Source organism: Streptomyces sp. AV19 (assembly GCF_015999245.1).
Classification (GTDB): Bacteria; Actinomycetota; Actinomycetes; order Streptomycetales; family Streptomycetaceae; genus Streptomyces.
Genome location: NZ_JAEAMR010000022.1, coordinates 63,426 through 81,761, shown reverse-complemented (window position 1 = coordinate 81,761; position 18,336 = coordinate 63,426). Strand labels below are relative to the sequence as shown.

Annotated in this window: 18 protein-coding genes and 1 tRNA gene; 12 read left to right on the top strand and 7 right to left on the bottom strand. The window is 72.6% G+C overall.

All coding sequences use genetic code 11. The features are described 5' to 3' along the window. Positions 1 to 187: 187 nt before the first annotated feature. A complete protein-coding gene (locus tag I5Q34_RS28550; protein WP_199896029.1) occupies positions 188 to 2,005 on the top strand; it encodes a 1-deoxy-D-xylulose-5-phosphate synthase in 1,818 nt (605 codons plus the stop codon). After that, the gene (locus tag I5Q34_RS28545; protein WP_199895333.1) at positions 2,002 to 3,399 is read left to right on the top strand and encodes an aspartate aminotransferase family protein; all 1,398 of its coding nucleotides are present in this window, start codon (positions 2,002 to 2,004) and stop codon (positions 3,397 to 3,399) included. Before I5Q34_RS28550 ends, I5Q34_RS28545 begins: the two co-directional genes overlap by 4 nt. A gap of 53 nt (positions 3,400 to 3,452) precedes the next feature. Here I5Q34_RS28545 and I5Q34_RS28540 read toward each other — a convergent pair whose 3' ends face one another. Next, positions 3,453 to 4,247, bottom strand: coding sequence for a tyrosine-protein phosphatase (locus I5Q34_RS28540; protein ID WP_199895332.1), 795 nt, complete (start codon positions 4,245 to 4,247; stop codon positions 3,453 to 3,455). Positions 4,248 to 4,445: 198 nt separating this feature from the next. Between I5Q34_RS28540 and I5Q34_RS28535 the strand changes: the two genes are divergently transcribed. Beyond that, positions 4,446 to 5,243 carry an SGNH/GDSL hydrolase family protein gene (locus tag I5Q34_RS28535; RefSeq protein ID WP_199895331.1) on the top strand — a complete coding sequence of 266 codons (798 nt, stop codon included), beginning with the start codon at positions 4,446 to 4,448 and terminating at the stop codon, positions 5,241 to 5,243. A 353-nt stretch (positions 5,244 to 5,596) separates the two neighbouring features. Here the strand turns inward: I5Q34_RS28535 and I5Q34_RS28530 are convergent, their stop codons facing one another. Next, positions 5,597 to 6,097 (bottom strand): ATP-binding protein, encoded by a 501-nt coding sequence (locus I5Q34_RS28530; RefSeq protein ID WP_277965568.1) that lies wholly within the window; start codon positions 6,095 to 6,097, stop codon positions 5,597 to 5,599. Between the two features lie 110 nt (positions 6,098 to 6,207). Here I5Q34_RS28530 and I5Q34_RS28525 point away from each other — a divergent pair, with 110 nt between their 5' ends. From I5Q34_RS28525 to I5Q34_RS28505, 5 genes are all read left to right on the top strand, one after another. After that, positions 6,208 to 7,113: a helix-turn-helix transcriptional regulator gene (locus tag I5Q34_RS28525; RefSeq protein ID WP_234429675.1), complete on the top strand. Its 906-nt coding sequence runs from the start codon at positions 6,208 to 6,210 to the stop codon at positions 7,111 to 7,113. Between the two features lie 3 nt (positions 7,114 to 7,116). Beyond that, positions 7,117 to 7,377 carry a DUF397 domain-containing protein gene (locus tag I5Q34_RS28520; protein WP_199895329.1) on the top strand — a complete coding sequence of 87 codons (261 nt, stop codon included), beginning with the start codon at positions 7,117 to 7,119 and terminating at the stop codon, positions 7,375 to 7,377. Positions 7,378 to 7,491: 114 nt separating this feature from the next. Beyond that, positions 7,492 to 8,298 carry an SAM-dependent methyltransferase gene (locus I5Q34_RS28515; RefSeq protein ID WP_199895328.1) on the top strand — a complete coding sequence of 269 codons (807 nt, stop codon included), beginning with the start codon at positions 7,492 to 7,494 and terminating at the stop codon, positions 8,296 to 8,298. Positions 8,299 to 8,335: 37 nt separating this feature from the next. Further along, on the top strand, positions 8,336 to 8,983 hold the full coding sequence (locus tag I5Q34_RS28510) for an alpha-ketoglutarate-dependent dioxygenase AlkB (protein WP_199895327.1): 648 nt from the start codon (positions 8,336 to 8,338) through the stop codon (positions 8,981 to 8,983). Positions 8,984 to 9,047: 64 nt separating this feature from the next. After that, a complete protein-coding gene (locus I5Q34_RS28505) occupies positions 9,048 to 10,223 on the top strand; it encodes an MBL fold metallo-hydrolase (RefSeq protein ID WP_199895326.1) in 1,176 nt (391 codons plus the stop codon). A gap of 25 nt (positions 10,224 to 10,248) precedes the next feature. On the opposite strand, the gene I5Q34_RS28500 is transcribed toward I5Q34_RS28505, so the two are convergent. The 3 genes from I5Q34_RS28500 to I5Q34_RS28490 form a co-directional block, all read right to left on the bottom strand. Next, on the bottom strand, positions 10,249 to 13,476 hold the full coding sequence (locus I5Q34_RS28500) for an amidohydrolase family protein (protein ID WP_199895325.1): 3,228 nt from the start codon (positions 13,474 to 13,476) through the stop codon (positions 10,249 to 10,251). A 143-nt stretch (positions 13,477 to 13,619) separates the two neighbouring features. After that, on the bottom strand, positions 13,620 to 14,516 hold the full coding sequence (locus I5Q34_RS28495) for a transketolase family protein (protein ID WP_199895324.1): 897 nt from the start codon (positions 14,514 to 14,516) through the stop codon (positions 13,620 to 13,622). Positions 14,517 to 14,567: 51 nt separating this feature from the next. After that, entirely contained in the window at positions 14,568 to 15,290 is a 723-nt protein-coding gene (locus I5Q34_RS28490; protein ID WP_199895323.1) for a transketolase, read from the bottom strand. Between the two features lie 83 nt (positions 15,291 to 15,373). On the opposite strand from I5Q34_RS28490, the gene soxR reads away from it, so the two are divergent. Next, positions 15,374 to 15,886, top strand: coding sequence for a redox-sensitive transcriptional activator SoxR (gene soxR, locus I5Q34_RS28485; protein ID WP_199895322.1), 513 nt, complete (start codon positions 15,374 to 15,376; stop codon positions 15,884 to 15,886). A gap of 104 nt (positions 15,887 to 15,990) precedes the next feature. After that, positions 15,991 to 16,067: transfer RNA gene (locus I5Q34_RS28480), tRNA-Pro, on the top strand. Positions 16,068 to 16,358: 291 nt separating this feature from the next. Here I5Q34_RS28480 and I5Q34_RS28475 read toward each other — a convergent pair. Beyond that, entirely contained in the window at positions 16,359 to 16,751 is a 393-nt protein-coding gene (locus tag I5Q34_RS28475) for a DNA-binding protein (protein ID WP_199895321.1), read from the bottom strand. Beyond that, positions 16,751 to 17,002 (bottom strand): hypothetical protein, encoded by a 252-nt coding sequence (locus I5Q34_RS28470; protein ID WP_199895320.1) that lies wholly within the window; start codon positions 17,000 to 17,002, stop codon positions 16,751 to 16,753. The genes I5Q34_RS28475 and I5Q34_RS28470 overlap by 1 nt, the downstream gene beginning before the upstream one ends. A gap of 358 nt (positions 17,003 to 17,360) precedes the next feature. Here I5Q34_RS28470 and I5Q34_RS28465 point away from each other — a divergent pair, with 358 nt between their 5' ends. Then, positions 17,361 to 17,957 (top strand): 2'-5' RNA ligase family protein, encoded by a 597-nt coding sequence (locus I5Q34_RS28465; protein WP_199895319.1) that lies wholly within the window; start codon positions 17,361 to 17,363, stop codon positions 17,955 to 17,957. 2 nt (positions 17,958 to 17,959) lie between these two features. Further along, on the top strand, positions 17,960 to 18,316 hold the full coding sequence (locus I5Q34_RS28460) for a VOC family protein (RefSeq protein WP_199895318.1): 357 nt from the start codon (positions 17,960 to 17,962) through the stop codon (positions 18,314 to 18,316). The last annotated feature ends 20 nt before the right edge of the window (positions 18,317 to 18,336 follow it).

The following is an 18,336-nucleotide window of genomic DNA, read 5'->3' as shown; positions in this document are numbered from 1 at the left end:
CCGGAATCGAAGATCGTCGAGACCCTCATCGAAGAGGCCCAGAAGCTCGCCGAGCGGATGGAGAAGGACGGCGTCGCCTCCGGTGGGCCCGCCGTCACCGTGGCCCCTTAGCGGGACCGACAGACCGGCCCGGCGGACAGGGCGGGGCCGGTAGATCATGGCCGACGAATCCCAGGAGGGGGCCGGAGTGTCGTTACTGGAGAACATCCGCGGTCCACGCGACCTGAAAGCACTGGCCGCCGAGGATCTGGACGAACTCGCCGAGGAAATCCGGCACTTCCTGGTCCACGCCGTGGCCAGGACCGGTGGGCACCTCGGCCCCAACCTGGGCGTGGTGGAGCTGACCATCGCCCTGCACCGCATATTCGACTCGCCCTCCGACCGGATCCTGTGGGACACGGGACACCAGTCCTACGTCCACAAGCTGCTGACGGGGCGTCAGGACTTCTCCAAGCTCCGCAGCAAGGGCGGGCTTTCGGGCTACCCGTCGCGGGAGGAGTCCGAGCACGACGTCATCGAGAACAGTCACGCCTCCACCGTCCTCGGCTGGGCCGACGGTCTGGCCAAGGCCAACCAGGTGCTCGGCCACTGGAACCGGCACGTCGTCGCCGTCATCGGCGACGGCGCGCTCACCGGCGGCATGGCCTGGGAGGCGCTCAACAACATCGCCGCCGCCAAGGACCGGCAGCTGATCATCGTCGTCAACGACAACGAGCGCAGCTACGCGCCCACCATCGGCGGCCTCGCCGACCACCTGGCCACCCTGCGCACCACCGACGGCTACGAGCGCTTCCTTGCCCGCGGCAAGGACGCCGTCCAGCGCCTGCCGCTGGTGGGCAAGCCGCTCTACGAGTCGCTGCACGGCGCGAAGAAGGGGTTCAAGGACGCCTTCGCGCCCCAGGGCATGTTCGAGGACCTGGGGCTGAAGTACGTCGGCCCGATAGACGGGCACGACGTGGCCGCCGTCGAGTCGGCGCTGCGCCGGGCCAAGCGCTTCCACGGGCCGGTCCTGGTGCACTGCATCACCCAGAAGGGGCGCGGCTACAAACCCGCCCTGGAGGACGAGGCCGACCACTTCCACACCGTCGGGGTGATGAACTCGCTGACCGGCGAACCGCTGACGCCCGCCTCGGGCACCTCGTGGACCTCGGTGTTCGGCGACGAGATGGTGCGCATCGGGGCGGAGCGGCCGGACGTGGTGGCGCTCACCGCCGCGATGCTCCACCCCGTCGGCCTCACCGGGTTCGCCGAGAAGTACCCCGACCGGGTCTGGGACGTGGGCATCGCCGAGCAGCACGCGGCGGTGTCGGCGGCCGGGCTGGCGACGGGCGGTCTGCACCCGGTCTTCGCCGTCTACGCGACCTTCCTCAACCGGGCCTTCGACCAGGACATGTCGATCCTCCAGGTCGTCCCCGGCCTGCGGATCGCCGCCCCGCGCGACGCGGCCCGGCTGCGCGCCCAGCTCCGCGAGGCCGTGGACGTCTCCGACGCGCCCACGGTCGTGCGGTTCCCCAAGGCGACCGTCGGCGAGGACATCCCGGCCGTGGACCGCGTCGGCGGCATGGACGTCCTGGCCCGCACCGGCGAGCCGGACGTGCTGCTGGTCGCCGTCGGCACCATGGCCGGGACGGCCCTGGAGGCCGCCGAGCTGCTCCGGGCGCGCGGCACCGGATGCACCGTCGTGGACCCGCGCTGGGTCAAGCCCGTCGATCCCGGGCTGCCCCGACTGGCCGCCGGGTACCGGATGGTGGCCGTCGTCGAGGACAACAGCCGTACGGGGGGCGTGGGCTGGTCCGTCGCCCAGGCGCTGCGGGACGCGGACGTGGACCTGCCCGTCGAGGCCATGGGCATTCCCGAGCAGTTCCTCCCGCACGCCAAGCGCGGCGAGGTCCTGGCGGACCTGGGGCTCACCCCCGCCGAGATCGCCGGCCGGATCAGCGCGGTCCTGGCCCGTAGGAAGGGCGGGGGCGCCGCGGCCCCGGCCCGTGAGGAGAACCACGCATGACCGCCGAAGACGTCAAGGGCTTCGACCTCGCCCGGCTGCTGGCCGAGCGCGGCGCCGAACGGTACGAGCTGCACACCCGGCACCTCAACCATCAGCTGCCGCGGATGCTGCACACCATCGGCTTCGACAAGGTCTACGAGCGGGCCGAGGGCGCCTACTTCTGGGACGCGGACGGGCAGGACTACCTCGACATGCTCGCCGGGTTCGGCGTGATGGGCGTCGGCCGGCACCACCCGGTCGTCCGCAAGGCGCTGCACGACGTGCTGGACGCCTCGTTGGCCGACCTGACCCGCTTCGACTGCCAGCCGCTGCCCGGTCTGCTCGCCGAGAAGCTGCTGACGTACACCCCGCACCTGGAGCGGGTGTTCTTCGGCAACAGCGGGACGGAGGCGGTGGAGACCGCGCTGAAGTTCGCCCGCTACGCGACCGGCAAACCGCGCGTGCTGTACTGCGCGCACGCCTTCCACGGGCTGACCACCGGCTCGCTCTCGGTCAACGGCGAGGACGGCTTCCGGGACGGCTTCGCCCCCCTGCTGCCGGACACCGCCGTCCCGCTCGGCGACCTGGACGCGCTGGAGCGCGAGCTGCGGCGCGGGGACGTCGCGGGGCTGATCGTCGAGCCGGTCCAGGGCAAGGGCGTCCACGAGGCCCCGCCCGGCTATCTGCGCGCCGCCCAGGAACTGCTGCACCGGCACAAGGCGTTGCTCATCGCCGACGAGGTGCAGACCGGCATCGGGCGCACCGGGGCGTTCTTCGCCTACCAGCACGAGGCCGGCGTCGAGCCGGACCTGGTGTGCGTGGCGAAGACGCTGTCCGGCGGCTACGTGCCCGTCGGCGCCACGCTCGGCAAGGACTGGATCTTCAAGAAGGTCTACTCGTCCATGGACCGGGTCCTCGTCCACTCCGCGAGCTTCGGTTCCAACGCCCAGGCGATGGCGGCGGGTCTGGCGGTGCTGGCGGTCATGGAGGACGAGCGGCTGGTCGAGAACGCCCGGGTCACCGGCGACCTGCTGCGGTCCAGACTCGCCGCGCTGGTGGACAAGTACGAGCTGCTGCACGACGTGCGCGGCCGGGGGCTGATGATCGGCATCGAGTTCGGGCGGCCCAAGTCGCTGGGGCTGCGCGGTCGTTGGACGATGCTCCAGGCGGCCCGCAAAGGGCTGTTCGCGCAGATGGTCGTGGTGCCGCTGCTGCGGAAGCACCGGATCCTCACCCAGGTCTCGGGGGACCACCTGGAGGTCATCAAGCTGATCCCGCCGCTGGTCGTCGGCGAGCGGGAGGTGGACCGCTTCGTGGACGCCTTCACCGCCGTCATGGACGACGCCCACGGGGGCGGGTCGCTGATGTGGGACTTCGGGCGGACGCTGGTGAAGCAGGCGGTGGCCAACCGCTGAGGTTTTTTCGGGGGGACCGTTTCCCTTGGGGACGGTCCCCCCGGATTGGCGGGTCAGTCCGTCAGCAGCAGATCGCGCAGCCGCTCACGGGTGGCGGCGGTGAGGCCGAGGCCCTCGGTGAGGTAGCGGTCGGTCGTCCCCCACCGTTCGTCCAGCGCGGTGAACGCGGCGGCGAGGTAGCCGGCGCGGGCCTCGAACAGCGGCGACAGCAGCTCCAGTACCTCGGGGGAGGTCTCCGCCGAGCGCTTGAGCCGGTAGCGGCGGTGCGGCGCGTTGGACTCCAGGTAGTCCGCCTCGATGGCGTCCCGCGGTACGCCCAGGGCCAGCAGGGTCACGGCGATCGCCAGCCCCGCGCGGTCCTTGCCCGCCGCGCAGTGCAGCAGCGCGGGCACCGAGCCCTCGGCCAGGGTGTGCACGACCCGGCTGTGCTCCGCGGTGCGGGCCGTGATCACGTCCCGGTAGGTGTTCTCCATGCGCTGTGCGGCCCGGCCCTCGCCCAGGGCCGTGCGCAGCAGCTCCGGGCCGCCCTCGCGGACCATCCGCCAGAACTCCTTGCCGTCCGCCGGGTCCGTCATCGGGACGTTGAGGTTCCGGACTCCGGGCAGCGTGACGTCCGGGCCCTCCTGGGCGATGTCGCCCTCGTTGCGGAAGTCCAGGACGGTGTGCAGGCCCAGCGAGCCCAGGAAGGCCGCGTCCTCCTCCGTGGCGTGGGCGAGATGGCCGCTGCGGAACAGCGCGCCGGGCCTGACCCGCCGCCCGTCCGCGGCCGGCAGGCCGCCCAGGTCACGGAAGTTGAGAACATTGGCCAGCAGGGGCTCGGTGGCGGGGACCTGCGGCGTCTGGGTCACGGGCAACTCCTTCTGATCGCGGCTCTGGTCCGCCGTGTGTGCGACGTCGGTCGTCGTGCGGCGGCTGAACGGACCATACGCCGATGGGCAGTGGCTTATTCCGGGCGCTGTGCTGAATTCGGGGTGGGATACATCACGGCCCGTCAACCCCTGGTTACGGTGGCGTAGGTCACTCGGGAGCCGGAATGATGTGCTGACGTGGCAGACGATTCGAATTCATTGAGCAAGAGCGCGATCGGGTCGTACGCAGCCGTCGGGGACAGCTTCACCGAGGGCGTCGGCGATCCGGGGCCCGGCGACTCGTTCATCGGCTGGGCCGACCGACTGGCCGTACTCCTGGCCGACGCGGACGAGCGGGAGGAAGGGGCCTTCCGGTACGCCAACCTCGCGGTGCGCGGCAAGCTGCTCGACCAGATCGTCGAGGAGCAGGTCCCGCGGGCGAAGGAACTGGGGCCGGACCTCGTCACGTTCTGCGCGGGGGGCAATGACATCCTGCGGCCCGGGTCCGACCCGGACGACGTGGCCGAGCGCTACGAGGCGGCGGTCGCGGACCTCGCGTCGTCCGTGGGGACGGTGCTGGTGTGCACCGGGTTCGACACCCGGGGGATGCCGGTGCTGAAGCATCTGCGCGGCAAGATCGCGACCTATACGGCCCATGTGCGGGCCATCGCCGACCGGCACGGGTGTCCGGTGCTGGATCTGTGGTCCCTGCGGTCGGTGCAGGACCGGCGGGCCTGGAGCGAGGACCGGCTGCACCTGTCGGCCGACGGGCACACGCGGGTCGCGCTGCGCGCGGCGCAGGTGCTGGGGCTGGCCGTGCCGGCCGATCCGGACCAGCCGTGGCCGGCGGAGGACGCGCGGACGCCGGCGGAGGTGCGGCGGGACAATGTGCACTGGGCGCGGGAGCATTTGGTGCCGTGGATCGGGCGGAGGCTCCGGGGGGAGTCGTCGGGGGACAATGTGGAGCCGAAGCGGCCGGATTTGTTGCCGCTGTAGGGGGGGCGGCGGGGGGTTTGTTCTCCCCGCCCCGCCCTTTCGCCGTTTCCGCGGGGGCTGAGCCCCTGCGCCACCCCGGGGCACGCGGTGCGCGCCGGGGACGCGGGGCTTCACCCCTGTACCCCACCGGGGGCTCCGCAACCGCGCTCCGCGCGGTTGTCCTCAAGCGCCGGACGGGCTTGAGCCCCCGCCCCGCCCTTTCACCGTTTCTTCCGGGGAGACCCCGGACCCCGTCTGCCCTTCGGGCGGAGTCCTCAAGCGCCGGACGGGCTGATTGTGCGCGCCCGCGCTGAATATCGCCCACGCTGAATATCCGGCGCGGCGCGGGGCGCATCCCGGGGGCGTCGGAGCGCTCAGCGTGGGCCGAACGCCGCGCCCTTGGGCGGGGCGGTACAGGTCGTCCGGTGCGGCAGGTCCGCCCACACCACCCGGCCCCGGCCGCCTCCGTCGTCGGGGCGGACGCCCCACGCCTGGGAGAGGGCGCCCACCAGGAGAAGGCCCCGGCCGCTCTCCTCGTCCGCGCCGCTGCACCTCGCCCGTGGTTCCGTCGTCGCGCAGCCGTGGTCCGCCACCTCTATGCGCACGAGCGCCGGGCCGACCCGTACCTGGCAGCTGACCTTGTCGCTGTCCGTGTGCCGCACCGCGTTGGTGAAGAGTTCCGAGACGACCAACTGGGCGTCGTCGCAGGCGGTTTCGTCGATGCCCCACTCCCGCAGCCGGGTGAGGACTCGTCTTCGCGCCTCCGCCACCGAGGCGTTGAGAGCCGGGAAGTGAAAGGCGTAGGCGTCCGTCGGGCGCCCGCCGAAGCAGCCGCCGCGGCGCCCCAGCAAAGGTGCGTCTTGGGAGGGGACCACTCCGCAACTATGTGCGATGTGAGTCAGGTGTGGCAAGCTTCAGTCTGTAATTTGCAGAATCGGAAGCACAACCTGTCGGCTTCGCACGCTGCGTGGCACACTGCTGGCACATGACGGCAGTTGGCGGGAGTCCGTTCAGGAGGGGACCAGTGGGGGAAGCGCGGCCGGCAGGGGCCCCGACCGTGCTGCGGGTCGTCCTGGGCAAGCGGTTGCACGACCTGCGGGAGGCGGCCGGGCTCTCCTTCCAGGAGGCGGGCCGGGCCCTGGACGTCACGCACGCCACGATCCGCAGGATGGAGAAGGCCGAGGTCGGCCTGAAGATCCCGTACGTCGAGAAGCTGCTGCGGATCTACGGCGTGGACGACCCGGCCGAGGTCGAGGGCTTCCTCGCGCTCACCCGCGAGGCCAACCGCCCCGGCTGGTGGCACCGCTTCCGCGACGTCCTGCCCGACTGGTTCAGCGCGTTCGTCAGCCTGGAGGGGGAGGCGAACCTCATCCGGGCCTACGAACCGCACTACATACCCGGGCTGTTGCAGACGGAGGAGTACGCGCGGGCCGTGCTCCGGGCCGGCCAGCCGCACGCCCCCGAGTCCGAGATCGAGCGCGCCGTCGCCGTCCGCCGGGAGCGGCAGCACCTGCTCGCGCGGGAGAAGCCGCCCCTGCTGTGGGTGGTGATGGACGAGACCGTGCTGCGCCGTCCCATCGGCGGACCGGAGGTCATGCGCGCCCAGGTGTCCCGGCTCATCGAGGCCACCGCCCTGCCGCACGTGCGGCTCCAGATCATTCCGTTCGCCGCCGGGCCGCACCCGGCGATGTACGGCCCGTTCCACATCTTCCGGTTCCCCATCGAGGAGCTCCCGGACATCGCCTACGCCGAAAACCTCATCGGCGCTTCCTACTTCGACCAGCGCGAGGACGTCTCGGCCTTCCTGGAGGCCCTGGACCGGCTGTGCGCGCAGGCCGCCCCCGCACACACCACCAAGGCTTTCCTGGGTGGCATTCGTAAGGAGATCTGAACCATGGATCGCATCTACAACGGCATGCCCGCCGCCGACCTCGGCACCGAGGGGTGGCGCAAGCCGTGGAGCGGGGGCAACGGGGGAAGCTGCGTCGAAGCCATGCGGCTGGGGGACGGGCGGGTCGCCCTGCGCCAGTCCACGGACCCGGAGGGGCCCGCGCTGATCTACACGCACAGCGAGATCGAGACCTTCATCCGGGGCGCGAAGGCCGGCCAGGCCGACTTCCTGCTCGCCGGCGCGGACGGGGGACCGCGCACGTGAGCCGGGACGCCGCCGGGCGTCCTCCGTACCCGATCCGCACTTCATCGGCACTCCACCGGCGCCCCGTCGACGACGGCCGCCGACCCACGGGCAAGGCGAAAGGCAGGACACGGCGTGACTGAGCAGGGCTTCCCGCCCGACCAAATCGACACGAGCCGGCCGCACCCGGCGCGGATGTACGACTACTACCTCGGCGGCTGGGACAACTACGAAGTGGACCGCCAGGCCGCCGAGCGCGTGATCCAGATGGTCCCCGACGCCCGGCCCAGCGCCCGCGCCAACCGGGACTTCCTGCTGCGGGCGGTGCGCGAGGTGGTGCGCGGCGGCATCCGGCAGATCATCGACGTCGGTACCGGCATTCCGACGTCGCCCAACACCCATGAGGTGGCACGGGATGTCGATCCGGGCGTCAGGGTGGCGTACGTCGACAACGACCCGATCGTGGCGACGCACGCGGGCGCCAAGCTGACGAGCGCCGGAAACACCGGGTTCGTGCTCGCGGACGTGCGGGAGCCGGAGGCGATCCTGCGGCACCCGGTGGTGCGGGAGTTGATCGATTTCGGCGAGCCGGTGGCGCTGCTGCTGGTCGCCGTCCTGCACTTCGTCAAGGACGAGGAGGACCCGGCCGGCATCATCGCCCGGCTCTCCGAGGCGCTCCCCAAGGGCAGTTGTCTCGTCCTGACCCACGGCACCGGCGACTTCCACCGCCATGTCGAGGGCGACGCCGCCGAGTTCTACCGCAACGCCACGGCCCAGCTGACCGTGCGCGGCTACGAGGGGATCCTGCCGTTCTTCGACGGCTACGACCTGATGGAGCCGGGCCTGGTCCAGGTGCCGCTCTGGCGCCCGGACGGCGAGACGCCCATACCGTCCGAGCTGGCCAGAGTCGCCTTCTACGGCGGTGTGGGCGTCAAGCACTGACGCTCTTGGAACCGAGGCGCCCGGTTAGGCTGGCCGCATGGACGACGAGCTGTTCCCCCGCCCGTCGGCCGAGGTCGCCCCGGGCGCCGTGCACGTCCCCGGCTGGCTCGACGGGCCCGCCCAGCGCCGGCTGCTGGCGGCCTGCCGGGAGTGGGCCCGGCCGCCGGCGGGTCTGCGCACCGTCCGCATGCCCAGCGGCGGCGAGATGTCCGTCCGCACCGTGTGCCTGGGCTGGCACTGGTACCCGTACGGCTACGCCCGCACCGTCGTCGACGGCGACGGAACCCCGGTCAAGCCGTTCCCCGGCCGGCTGGACGCCCTCGCCCGGGACGCGGTCGCCCGCGCCTACGGCACGGACGGCGGCGACGAGCCGTACGACATCGCCCTGGTGAACTTCTACGGGGCCGGGGCGAAGATGGGCCCGCACCGCGACAGCGACGAGAAGTCGTCCGCCCCGGTCGTCTCGCTCAGCCTCGGCGACACCTGCGTCTTCCGGTTCGGCAACACCCGCACCCGGACCCGGCCCTGGACGGACGTCGAGCTGCGCAGCGGCGACCTGTTCGTCTTCGGAGGCCCCTCCCGCCTCGCCTACCACGGCGTCCCCCGGACCTTCCCGGGCACCGCCCCCGCGGACCTCGGCCTGACCGGCCGGCTGAACGTGACGCTGCGGGTCAGCGGCCTGTGACCGGGCCCTTCCGGGAGCCCGGCGGATAATGGAGACGACTCGTGGGACAACCCTTGGAGGTGCCGTGACCGGCTTCCGCCCGACCAGCTCACCGCTCGACGCCCTGCGCCCCGCGGCCTTCGGCGCCGGCCCGTCGGGGGAGCGGATGGCACGCATCAGGCGGTCGCCGAACTTCCGGGACGGGGTGTTCGTCAATCCCGTCGCCGCCTCCCGGACGCCGTCCGGGTCCATGGCGGCGTTCCTGACCACCTACTTCCGCAAGGAGGAGCGCGTCCGCCGCGCCCCCGTCCGCGCGATTCCGGTGCACCCGACCACCGTCGCCGACCTCGCCGCGCCCCCCGCCTCGGGGCTGCGGCTGACCTGGATGGGACACTCCGGCGTGCTGGCCGAGATCGACGGGCGGCGCGTCCTGTTCGACCCGGTCTGGTCCGAGCGCTGCTCGCCGTTCGCCTTCGCCGGACCGCGCCGGATGCACCCCGTGCCCGTACCGCTGGCCGAGACCGGCCCCCTGGACGTCGTGGTCATCTCGCACGACCACTACGACCACCTGGACATGCCCACCGTCCGCGCCCTGATCCGCAGCGGAGCGGCCTTCGTGGTGCCGCTGGGGGTCGGCGCCCACCTGGAGCACTGGGGCGTCCCGGCCGGGCGGATCACCGAGCTCGACTGGCACGAGTCCACGACGGCCGGCGGCCTCACCCTCACGGCCACCCCCGCCCGTCACTTCTGCGGGCGGGCGCTGCGCAACACCCAGCACACGCTGTGGGCGTCGTGGGTGGTCGCGGGGCACGGGCACCGGATCTTCCACAGCGGGGACACGGGCTACTTCCCGGGCTTCGCGGAGATCGGCGCGCAGTACGGGCCGTTCGACGCCACGATGGTGCAGATCGGGGCCTATTCGGACATGTGGCCCGACATCCATATGACGCCCGAGGAGGGGCTGCGCGCCCACCTCGACCTCCAGGGCGGCGATCCCGCGCGCGGCGTCCTGCTCCCGATCCACTGGGGCACCTTCAACCTCGCCCCGCACCCCTGGGCCGAGCCGGCCGACCGCACGGTCGTGGCGGCCCGCCGGGCCGGGGCGCGGTACGCGGTGCCCCGGCCCGGGCAGCCCTTCGAGCCGGCGGACGGCCTGGTGCCGGACGCCTGGTGGCGGGAGGCGGCCGTGACTCCCGCCGGGGGCTGGCCGGCGCTGCCGCCGATGGCCGCCGCCGCCCCGGCCCTGGTCACCGAGGGGTGACGCGACGGGCCGGGGCGCGCGGGGCTCAGTGCTGCAGGTGCTCCGGGTCGCAGCAGGAGTCGCGCCGCAGCCTCCGGCCCACCTCCAGCCAGTCCTCGCCGTGCGTCGTGCTCCCGCCGCGCAGGGCGGGGGCCTCGTCCCGCCCGTAGGCGGCCACCAAGTCGGCCTGCGCGAACGGCACTCCGCCGCGCAGCACCGACTCCGTCCGCACCAGCGCGTCGAAGTCGTCGAACGGGTCGCCGTCGACGACGGTCATGTCGGCCAGCTTGCCGGGCTCCAGGGAGCCCAGGTCGCGCTCCGCGCCGAAGACCCGGGCGGGCAGCAGCGTCGCCGTCCGCAGGGCCTCCGCCGCCGACAGGCCGTGGCGGTGCAGGGCCCGCAGGCCCATGTGGAGGGAGAGGCCGACCGGGACCAGCGGGGCGTCCGTGCCGAGGGCGACCAGGCCGCCGCCGGACAGGACCCGGCGGTAGACCTCCACCTCCCGCCGCAGCGTGGCCAGTTGGTCGTCCGTGGGCTTCGCGCCGGCCGTCTTGCGGACCAGCTCCACGTCCCACGGCGGCATCAGCCGCGTCACCCGCGGGTCCTCCGCCAGGGCCGGCGCGGCGCCCAGCAGCGGGACGGAGGTGAAGAGGGTGGCGATGAGGTGGAAGTCGGTACGGGTGTAGATCTCCCGCACGTCCTCGAAGGCCCGGCCGGTCGCCGTCGTCGCGTGCCCGAACTCCAGCCGCTGGGTAGCCTGCAGATGGGTCGTCAGGTCCTGGCCGAGCTGGATGCCCGGCGAGCAGAGGTGGGAGCCGGTGCGCACGCCCAGCTCCTCGTGGGCGACCCGGGCCGACTCCGTCATGATCCAGCCGGGGGCCCGGACGTAGGTCTTCACGAAGTCCCAGTCCAGCGCCCGGGCGCGGGAGAGCGAGCGGCGCAGGCCCTCGCGGGTGCGGTGCGCCCGGCCCATGCTGTACGCGACGCGGGCGCCGTCGAGGAGCTCGCCGCAGGTCAGCAGGCGCGGCCCGGCCAGCTCCCCGGCCGCCACCGCCTCGCGGATACGGGCCTGTTCGTAGGCCGCGCCGCCGAGCGAGACGGCGGTGGTGATGCCGTAGGCGAGCTGGAGCGCCGTCTGCCGGCCGCCGAAGGTGTTCTGCCAGGGGTGGGTGTGGGCGTCCCACAGGCCCGGGAGCACCGTGCGCCGCGACGCGTCGATCCGCCGCTTCGCGGACCGGCGCGCCCGGTGCGGCTCGACGGCGGCGATCCGGCCGTCGCGCACCACGACGTCCACGTCCTCGCGGACGGTGTCGCCGGTGCCGTCCCAGAATCGCCCGGCGTGCACCACCGTGTCGGCGGGCGTGGGCCGCCGGTAGCCGAGGGAGACCGGGATCGTGCAGGCCCGGCCGCCCTCGACGTCCAGCAGGCGCAGGCGGCCGGCCGAAAGGTAGAGGATGTGGCGGGAGTCCGCGGACCACGACGGGTGGTCGGCGGCCTCGTCGGTGAGCCGGTGCGGCGCACCCGCCGGCGTACCGTCGGGCCGGACGGGCAGCAGCCACAGCGCGGACTCGCTGATCACCGCCATCGAGCGGCCGTCGGGGGACCAGACCGGGCCCGCGTCGAAGCGGTCGGAGACGGAGGCGTGCGGGGCGAGGGCGTGCAGCCGGGAGCCGCCGTCGGCCGTGTCCACGACGCGGATGAGGTTGTAGCCCTCGCGGAAGCGCTGGTTGAGGCGGTTGCGGTCGCAGTAGGCGAGGTAGCGGCCGTCGGGCGACCAGCTGGGGCGGCCCGGCAGACCGCCCCCGCCCATGGGCGTCGCCAGGACGCGGTCCGTGCCCGCCGCCAGGTCGCGCACCAGCAGGTTGCCCGACAGGTCGAGGCAGGCCAGCCGCTTGCCGTCGGGGGAGAGGGCCGGACTCACCCGGCCGCCGCCGGCCAGCTCGGTGTCCTCGCCGGAGGCCAGGTCGTGGCGGCGGACGGCCAGCAGCCCGGCGCGGTCGTCCGCGTAGATGAGGGCCTTGCCGTCGGCCGTCCAGGACGGTGCCAGGAGGTAGCGGGTGGGGTCCGCGCGCAGCACCCGGCGGGGCGCGGAGCCGCCGGAAATATCCTTGATCCAGAGGGAGTTGAGGGAGGCGAAGGCGACCTTGCGGCCGTCCGGGGACAGCGCGGGCAGGTGCACCGAGCGGACCGTGCCCGCCCCGCCGACCGCGAGGTCGTAGCGCTTGACGCGGTAGCGCGGCCGGTCGAGCGGCAGCTTCGCGGTGAACGGGATCGCCGCCGCCCGCCCGCTGCCGTCCACCTTGACGATCCGGAACTGGCCCTCGACGGTGAGCAGCAGCTCGTCCCGGGAGACCCAGCGCGGCGGCACCGGCTCGACGTCGCCCTCGACCGCCACCGCCGCCCCGTCCACGACCAGGGTGCAGGAGGCCGCGGGCGCGGGCGTCGTGCGCAGATAGGCCAGCCGCCCGCCCGGGCCGACGGCGGGCGTCATGACCTGCGCCTTCGCCTCCTTCGTCGGATCGGTGAGCTCGGTGCGGACCGCGCCGCGCCCGTCGGCGGCGACGGACGCCACCGTACGGGCCTGGAGCGCGCCGCCGGCCGCGCGGGCGCGGACGAACAGCAGCCGCTTGCCGTCCGGCGACCAGGCCGGGTCGAAGTCCTCCCAGGCGCCGTCCTGTTCCGGGCCCTCCTGGTCCGGCAGCCCGGTGATCCGGGTGAGCGCGCCGGTGCGGACGTCCACCGTCCAGATCCGGTAGGGGCTGCCGGTCACCGGATCGCCGTCGCGCTCGGACGCGAAGGCGATCCGGGTGCCGTCGGGCGACCAGGCCGGGCCCCGGTCGTCCCAGGCGCCGTCGGTCAGCTGCCGCAGGCCGGAGCCGTCGGGGCGCAGCGTCCAGATGTGGAAGCCGCCGCCCCGGTAGGCGGCGACGGCCAGCAGCCGGCCGTCGGGGGAGTGCACCGGCCGGGTCGGCTCCAGGTCCGGCGGGGTGATCGCGACGGCGTCGCCGCCCTTGCGCGGCAGCGACCACAGGACGTTCTGCACCTCGGCGACGACGCGGTCGCCGAAGACGGAGGCCGCGCCGTTGGTGGCGCCGGTGAAGGAGAGGACGGGCGGCCCGGCGGCCGCTCCGGCCGCCGCCTCCCCTGCTTCCGCCGCTTCCGCCCCGAGTGTGCCGGTTATTCCCACGAGGGCGGCGGTGCCCGCGGTGGCCTGGAGGAATCCGCGTCTGCTGAGGGGAGAGGGGTGGGTGCCCTGGGGGCCCTGGACGTCCAACTGTCCTCCTGCGGTGAGGGAGTTGCGCGGGGCGCGATGGCGGCATCGCGAAGGATCATGGTTCACGGTGCCCGGGCCCCCGGTCAACACCCCGCGCCCTCGCGCTTCTTCGGTTCGCGCTTCTTCCGTTCAGGAACGGGGTTTCAGTTCAGGAACGCGGTGACCCGCTGCCGCAACGACCGCGGGTCCAGCCCCACTCCGGTCACGTGCTCGTCGAGCGAGCCGTACCGCCGCAGCTCCTTGCGCGGGACGCCGAGCCCCAGCACCCGGTGCGGCATGTGGCCCAGGGCGTCGTTCGCCGCGGCCGTGGAGGTGCCGGCGACGTACGGCTCGACGAGCACGACGTCCGCCGGGCCGGCGCCGACGGCCGAGCGCAGGCCCGCGCCGTCGAAGGGCCGGACCGTCGTCGCGTAGAGCACCGTGACGTCCAGGCCGGCCACGGCCTCCAGCGCGTTGTCCAGCATCGGCCCCACGGCCACCACCACCCCGCGGCGCCCCTCGCGCACCCGCAGGAAGCCCCCGCCGGTGACCGGCCGGGGCTCGGCGTTGGTCTGGGCCGACAGCCGGACGTACACCTTGTCGTTGCCGGCGGCCACCGCCCGGCGCAGCAGCGTCTCCGCCTCGTCCGGGTGCCCGGGAACGTGCTGCGTCCAGCCGTCGAGCGTGTCCAGGAGTGCGACGTCCCCCGGCGACATGTGCGTCACGCCGCCCGCCGGCCAGTCGTACGAGGCGTTGGCGCTGACCAGTACGCCGCCGGTGTCCTGGTGGCCGAAGTCCAGCTTGATCTGCTCGAAGGCCCGGTCGATCAGGAAGCTCGCGAAGGTGTGGACGATCGGCCGCAGCCCGGCCAGGGCCAGGCCGCCGCCCAGCCCCAGCAGGAGCTGTTCGCGGATGCCGACGTTGATCACCCGGTCCGGGTGGGCGGTGCGGGCCTCGTCGAACCCCGCGACGCCGATGTCGGCCAGGACGACCGCAGTGCGGGGGTCCGTGTCGAGGATCCCGGAGACGGTGGTCGCGAAGCGTTCGCGCATGGTGTCCACGATCGGTCCCTTCGGTTGATTGCGTTCAGCGGTGGCGTTCAGCGGTGGCGTTCAGTGGTGGGCGGGCTCGACCTGGACGACCTTCTCCACCCGGGCCACCACGACGCGCGGCTGCCCGGGGTGCGGCGCGGTGAACGCCTCGTACAGCGCCTCGTGGTCCCGGCCGTCCACGGTCACCGCCGACCAGCCCGCGGCGGCGAACCGGGGGGCGATGCCGCCGGGCCAGCCGTGGGTGGCCGTGCTGTTGTCGATCACCACTGTGTGCAGCCGGTCGAGGCCCGTGGCGCCGGCGTAGGCGATCGCCTCGTGGTTGCTGCCCTCGTCCAGCTCCCCGTCCCCGATCAGCACCCAGACCCGGGGACCGGTCAGCCCCCGGGCCCGCAGCCCGTGCACCGTGCCCACCGCGAGCGGCAGCCCGTGCCCGAGCGAACCGCTGCCGATCTCCACGCCGGGCACCAGCGTCCGGTCCGGATGGTGCCCCAGCGGCGAGCCGTACGAGCCGAAGCCGCTCAGCCACTCGACGGGCAGGAAGCCCTTGGCCGCCAGCACGGCGTAGTACGCCATGGGCCCGTGCCCCTTCGAGAGCAGGAAGCGGTCCCGGTCCGGCGCGTCGATCGTCTCCGGGGCGACCCGCAGGACCCGGTCGTAGAGCACCCACAGGGCGTCGAGCGTCGACGTCGCCGCGAATCCGTGCTTCTCGTCGCCGGTCATCAGGCTCATGAGACCGGCGAGGTCGTCGTACGTGTACGTCGTGTCCACCGAAGTCGAGGTCATGTGGATCAGGCTGCAACTTCAAGTGCGCTTGAAGTCAAGGGCGATCACTCGCCAGAGTGACCGGACCGCTACGCTCTGCGGGCATGACCGACCCGACGGAACTCATGACCATCGGCGAACTCGCCGCCCGCAGCGGCCTCGCGGCCTCCGCCCTGCGCTACTACGAGGAACTCGGCCTGATCCGTTCCGAACGCACTCCGGGTGGCCGCCGCCGCTACGCGCGGGCCACGCTGCGCCGCGTCGCCTTCGTCCGCGCCGCCCAGGCCGTCGGGCTCTCGCTGGAGGAGGCCCGCCAGGCCATGGGCCGCCTGCCGGAGGACCGCGCCCCCACCGCCACCCAGTGGAACAGCGTCGCCCGCACCTGGACCCGGCGCATCGACGAGCGCATCGACGAGCTGGAGCGTCTCAAGCGCCGCCTCACCAGCTGCATCGGCTGCGGCTGCCTCTCCCTGCGCAAGTGCGCGATCTACAACCCCAACGACGCCGCCGCCGGCCACGGTGCCGGAGCCCGCTACCTCCTCGGCGACGAACCCCCGATACCCGAGCGCCGCACCCCCCGCCGCCCCGCCCCCGAGGACGACTGCCTCACCTGCTGACCGCCCCCGCCCCCGCCTCCGAATCCGTGCGCGACCACCCCGCGGCGTGCGGTATTGTTCTCTTGCGCGGTCGGCAAGGGCGAAAGCCCGGGCCGGACGGGCACCGGGACGTGGCGCAGCTTGGTAGCGCACTTGACTGGGGGTCAAGGGGTCGTGGGTTCAAATCCCGCCGTCCCGACCAGCGATTTTCGCAGGTCGAAGGCCGTTTCCGATGATCGGGAACGGCCTTTGTCGTTGGGTGGAATTGGCCCCCGTACGGTCCCGGTGACCGCTCGCCGACGCACTTTCGCAAGTGAGAGTGGCCAGCGCACCTTGACTCGGGTCAAATGGCGTCAATGGCGAGTGAATTGACTGATGTGAGCCTGGGCGTGCTCGGAGCGCCCCAGCGGTCTCGAAGTCCCCGCCCTGAACAGGTCCTCGGGCAAGACGGAGTTTCGGAGGCCGGTGCAAGGCGGCTTGCCCCGGGGCATGCTCAGACTTTGGTGATCTCGATGGTGGGTCCGCAGAGCAGTGTGAGGTCCTCGGGGTCGGAAGTGAGGACGGTAACGGGCCCGGGTGCGGTACGCGCGATGGCCGCGAGGGCCGAGTCGATGGTGTACTTGTGGCCGTGCAGATGGTGAGTGCGCAGTAGCGCAGCGGCCTGGTCGGTGATCCCTTTCGTCACGTCGTGCACGTCGATACGGGAAAGGACCCATTTGATGCGGGCAGGGTGAATGCGCTCGTAGTCGGCTTCCAGTGTGGTCATGGCGCTGGTGGCCACACGCGCACCCTCTTCCGCGGCGGCTTGGACAAAGGCCGTGACAGTGCGGTCCTTGAGGTAGAGCTTGGAGAGGCCTTCAGCGTCGAGCAGGAGCGTGCCGGGCATCAGGCAGCAGCCCCGCCCGAGCGGCGGTGGTCGTGCCGCAGCAGCGCGCGGGCCGCTTCGACCTCGGCTCGGGTCAGCTCGTCGTTGTCGGTCCCGAAGTCGGTGACGATCTCGTGGAGCTTGTCCATGGCGACCCGTTGTTCCAAGGCTTCGGCAACGTAGGCCGAGAAGCTCCCGGGGCCGACATGAGCCCGTACGGTTTCCGCAAGATCCTCGGGGAGGCTGATCGAATATTTCTTGCTACCGCTCATGGTTCCGATCCTACCAGTGGTGGTAAGTGCTTGAGTCGTCCCGCCCCAAGCTCCAGTAGTTGCACGTTTAATAACTGTGGTCATTGTGGCCGTCCGACCGGGCGCGCGGCGAGGAGCCCATGCGGCCTCGGGCCGTGACCTGGCACTCCTTGACAGTGGGAGACGACCGGGGCAGCGGTTGAGGCGCCGAACTGGAGGTGGTGGTTGTGTTCCCGCCGTCCCGACTTGTTTTTACGCAAGTTGGAGCCCGTTTTCGCAGTGATGCGGAGACGGGCTTCCGGTTTTTCCGGGTGCGTTGTCCGTTGGTTGGGTTGTTCGCCGACTCGTGTGATTCCGGTGCGGTCCGGACCATGGTGGTGTGGACGGTGAGCGGGTTTACGGCGGGGCCGAGCCGGTGGATGTGCTCGCGGTGGAGCCTACGGCTCGGACGGCGGTGGCCTGGTTGCCGCCGGGGGAGCTTTGGCCGGTGATTCAGGACATTCGTCGGGAGCACGATCCGCAGGTGCGGCGGTGGCCGGCGCCGCATGTGAATCTGCTGTTCGGCTTCGTGCCGGAGGAGGAGTTCGGGCGGGCGCTGCCGTTGCTGTCCGCCGGGGCGGCCGAGATTCCGGCGTTCGCGGCGCGGCTGGCCGGTGTGCGGTACTTCCGGCACCGGCACTACGCGACGGTGTGGCTCGATCCGGCCGCGGCGGGTGCGGTGCCGTGGGTCCGGCTCCGGCGGGCGCTGGCGTCGAGGTTCCCGCTCTGCGGCGGGCGTTTCACCCCGCATCTGTCCCTCGGGCGTACGCGCGAGCCGCGGCGGCTGGCCGCCGAGTGTGCCGGCCGCATCGGGGCGCTGCCGACCGTGGTCGAGGACGTGGTGCTGCTCTCGCGGCGCGGCGAGGAGCCGATGCGGCCCCGGGCCGTGATCATGCTGGGCACGGGTGAGGTCCGCCCGTCAGCCTCTGAGGAGTGATCATGACTGGTTCGTCCACGCGGGGGATCAAGACCGTGTTGCATCCCGTCTCCGATCTGGCGGCGGCCAAGGCGGTGTACACCGCTCTGCTCGGAGTGGAGCCGAGCGCCGACGCGCCCTATTACGTCGGCTTCGATGCCGCCGGTCAGCACATCGGGCTCGTGCCGGGCGGCGGGCCGCAGGGCATGACCTCGCCGGTGGCCTACTGGCACGTACCGGACATCGAGGCGAAGCTCGCCGAGGTGACCGCCGCCGGTGCCACCGTGAAGGAGCCCCCGCGCGACGTCGGCGGCGGACGGCTGGTGGCCACCGTCACCGACCCCGACGGCAACGTCCTCGGGCTGCTCCAGGACGCGTGAGGGCTGCTCTGTCAGTGCCT

Coding starts and splice junctions, on each gene's coding strand:
- I5Q34_RS28510 (WP_199895327.1), top strand. CDS start 8,336: ATGGACGACGAGCTGTTCCCCCGCCCGTCGGCCGAGGTCGCCCCGGGC.
- soxR (WP_199895322.1), top strand. CDS start 15,374: ATGACCGACCCGACGGAACTCATGACCATCGGCGAACTCGCCGCCCGC.
- I5Q34_RS28470 (WP_199895320.1), bottom strand. CDS start 17,002: ATGAGCGGTAGCAAGAAATATTCGATCAGCCTCCCCGAGGATCTTGCG.
- I5Q34_RS28545 (WP_199895333.1), top strand. CDS start 2,002: ATGACCGCCGAAGACGTCAAGGGCTTCGACCTCGCCCGGCTGCTGGCC.
- I5Q34_RS28525 (WP_234429675.1), top strand. CDS start 6,208: ATGACGGCAGTTGGCGGGAGTCCGTTCAGGAGGGGACCAGTGGGGGAA.
- I5Q34_RS28460 (WP_199895318.1), top strand. CDS start 17,960: ATGACTGGTTCGTCCACGCGGGGGATCAAGACCGTGTTGCATCCCGTC.
- I5Q34_RS28520 (WP_199895329.1), top strand. CDS start 7,117: ATGGATCGCATCTACAACGGCATGCCCGCCGCCGACCTCGGCACCGAG.
- I5Q34_RS28490 (WP_199895323.1), bottom strand. CDS start 15,290: ATGACCTCGACTTCGGTGGACACGACGTACACGTACGACGACCTCGCC.
- I5Q34_RS28475 (WP_199895321.1), bottom strand. CDS start 16,751: ATGCCCGGCACGCTCCTGCTCGACGCTGAAGGCCTCTCCAAGCTCTAC.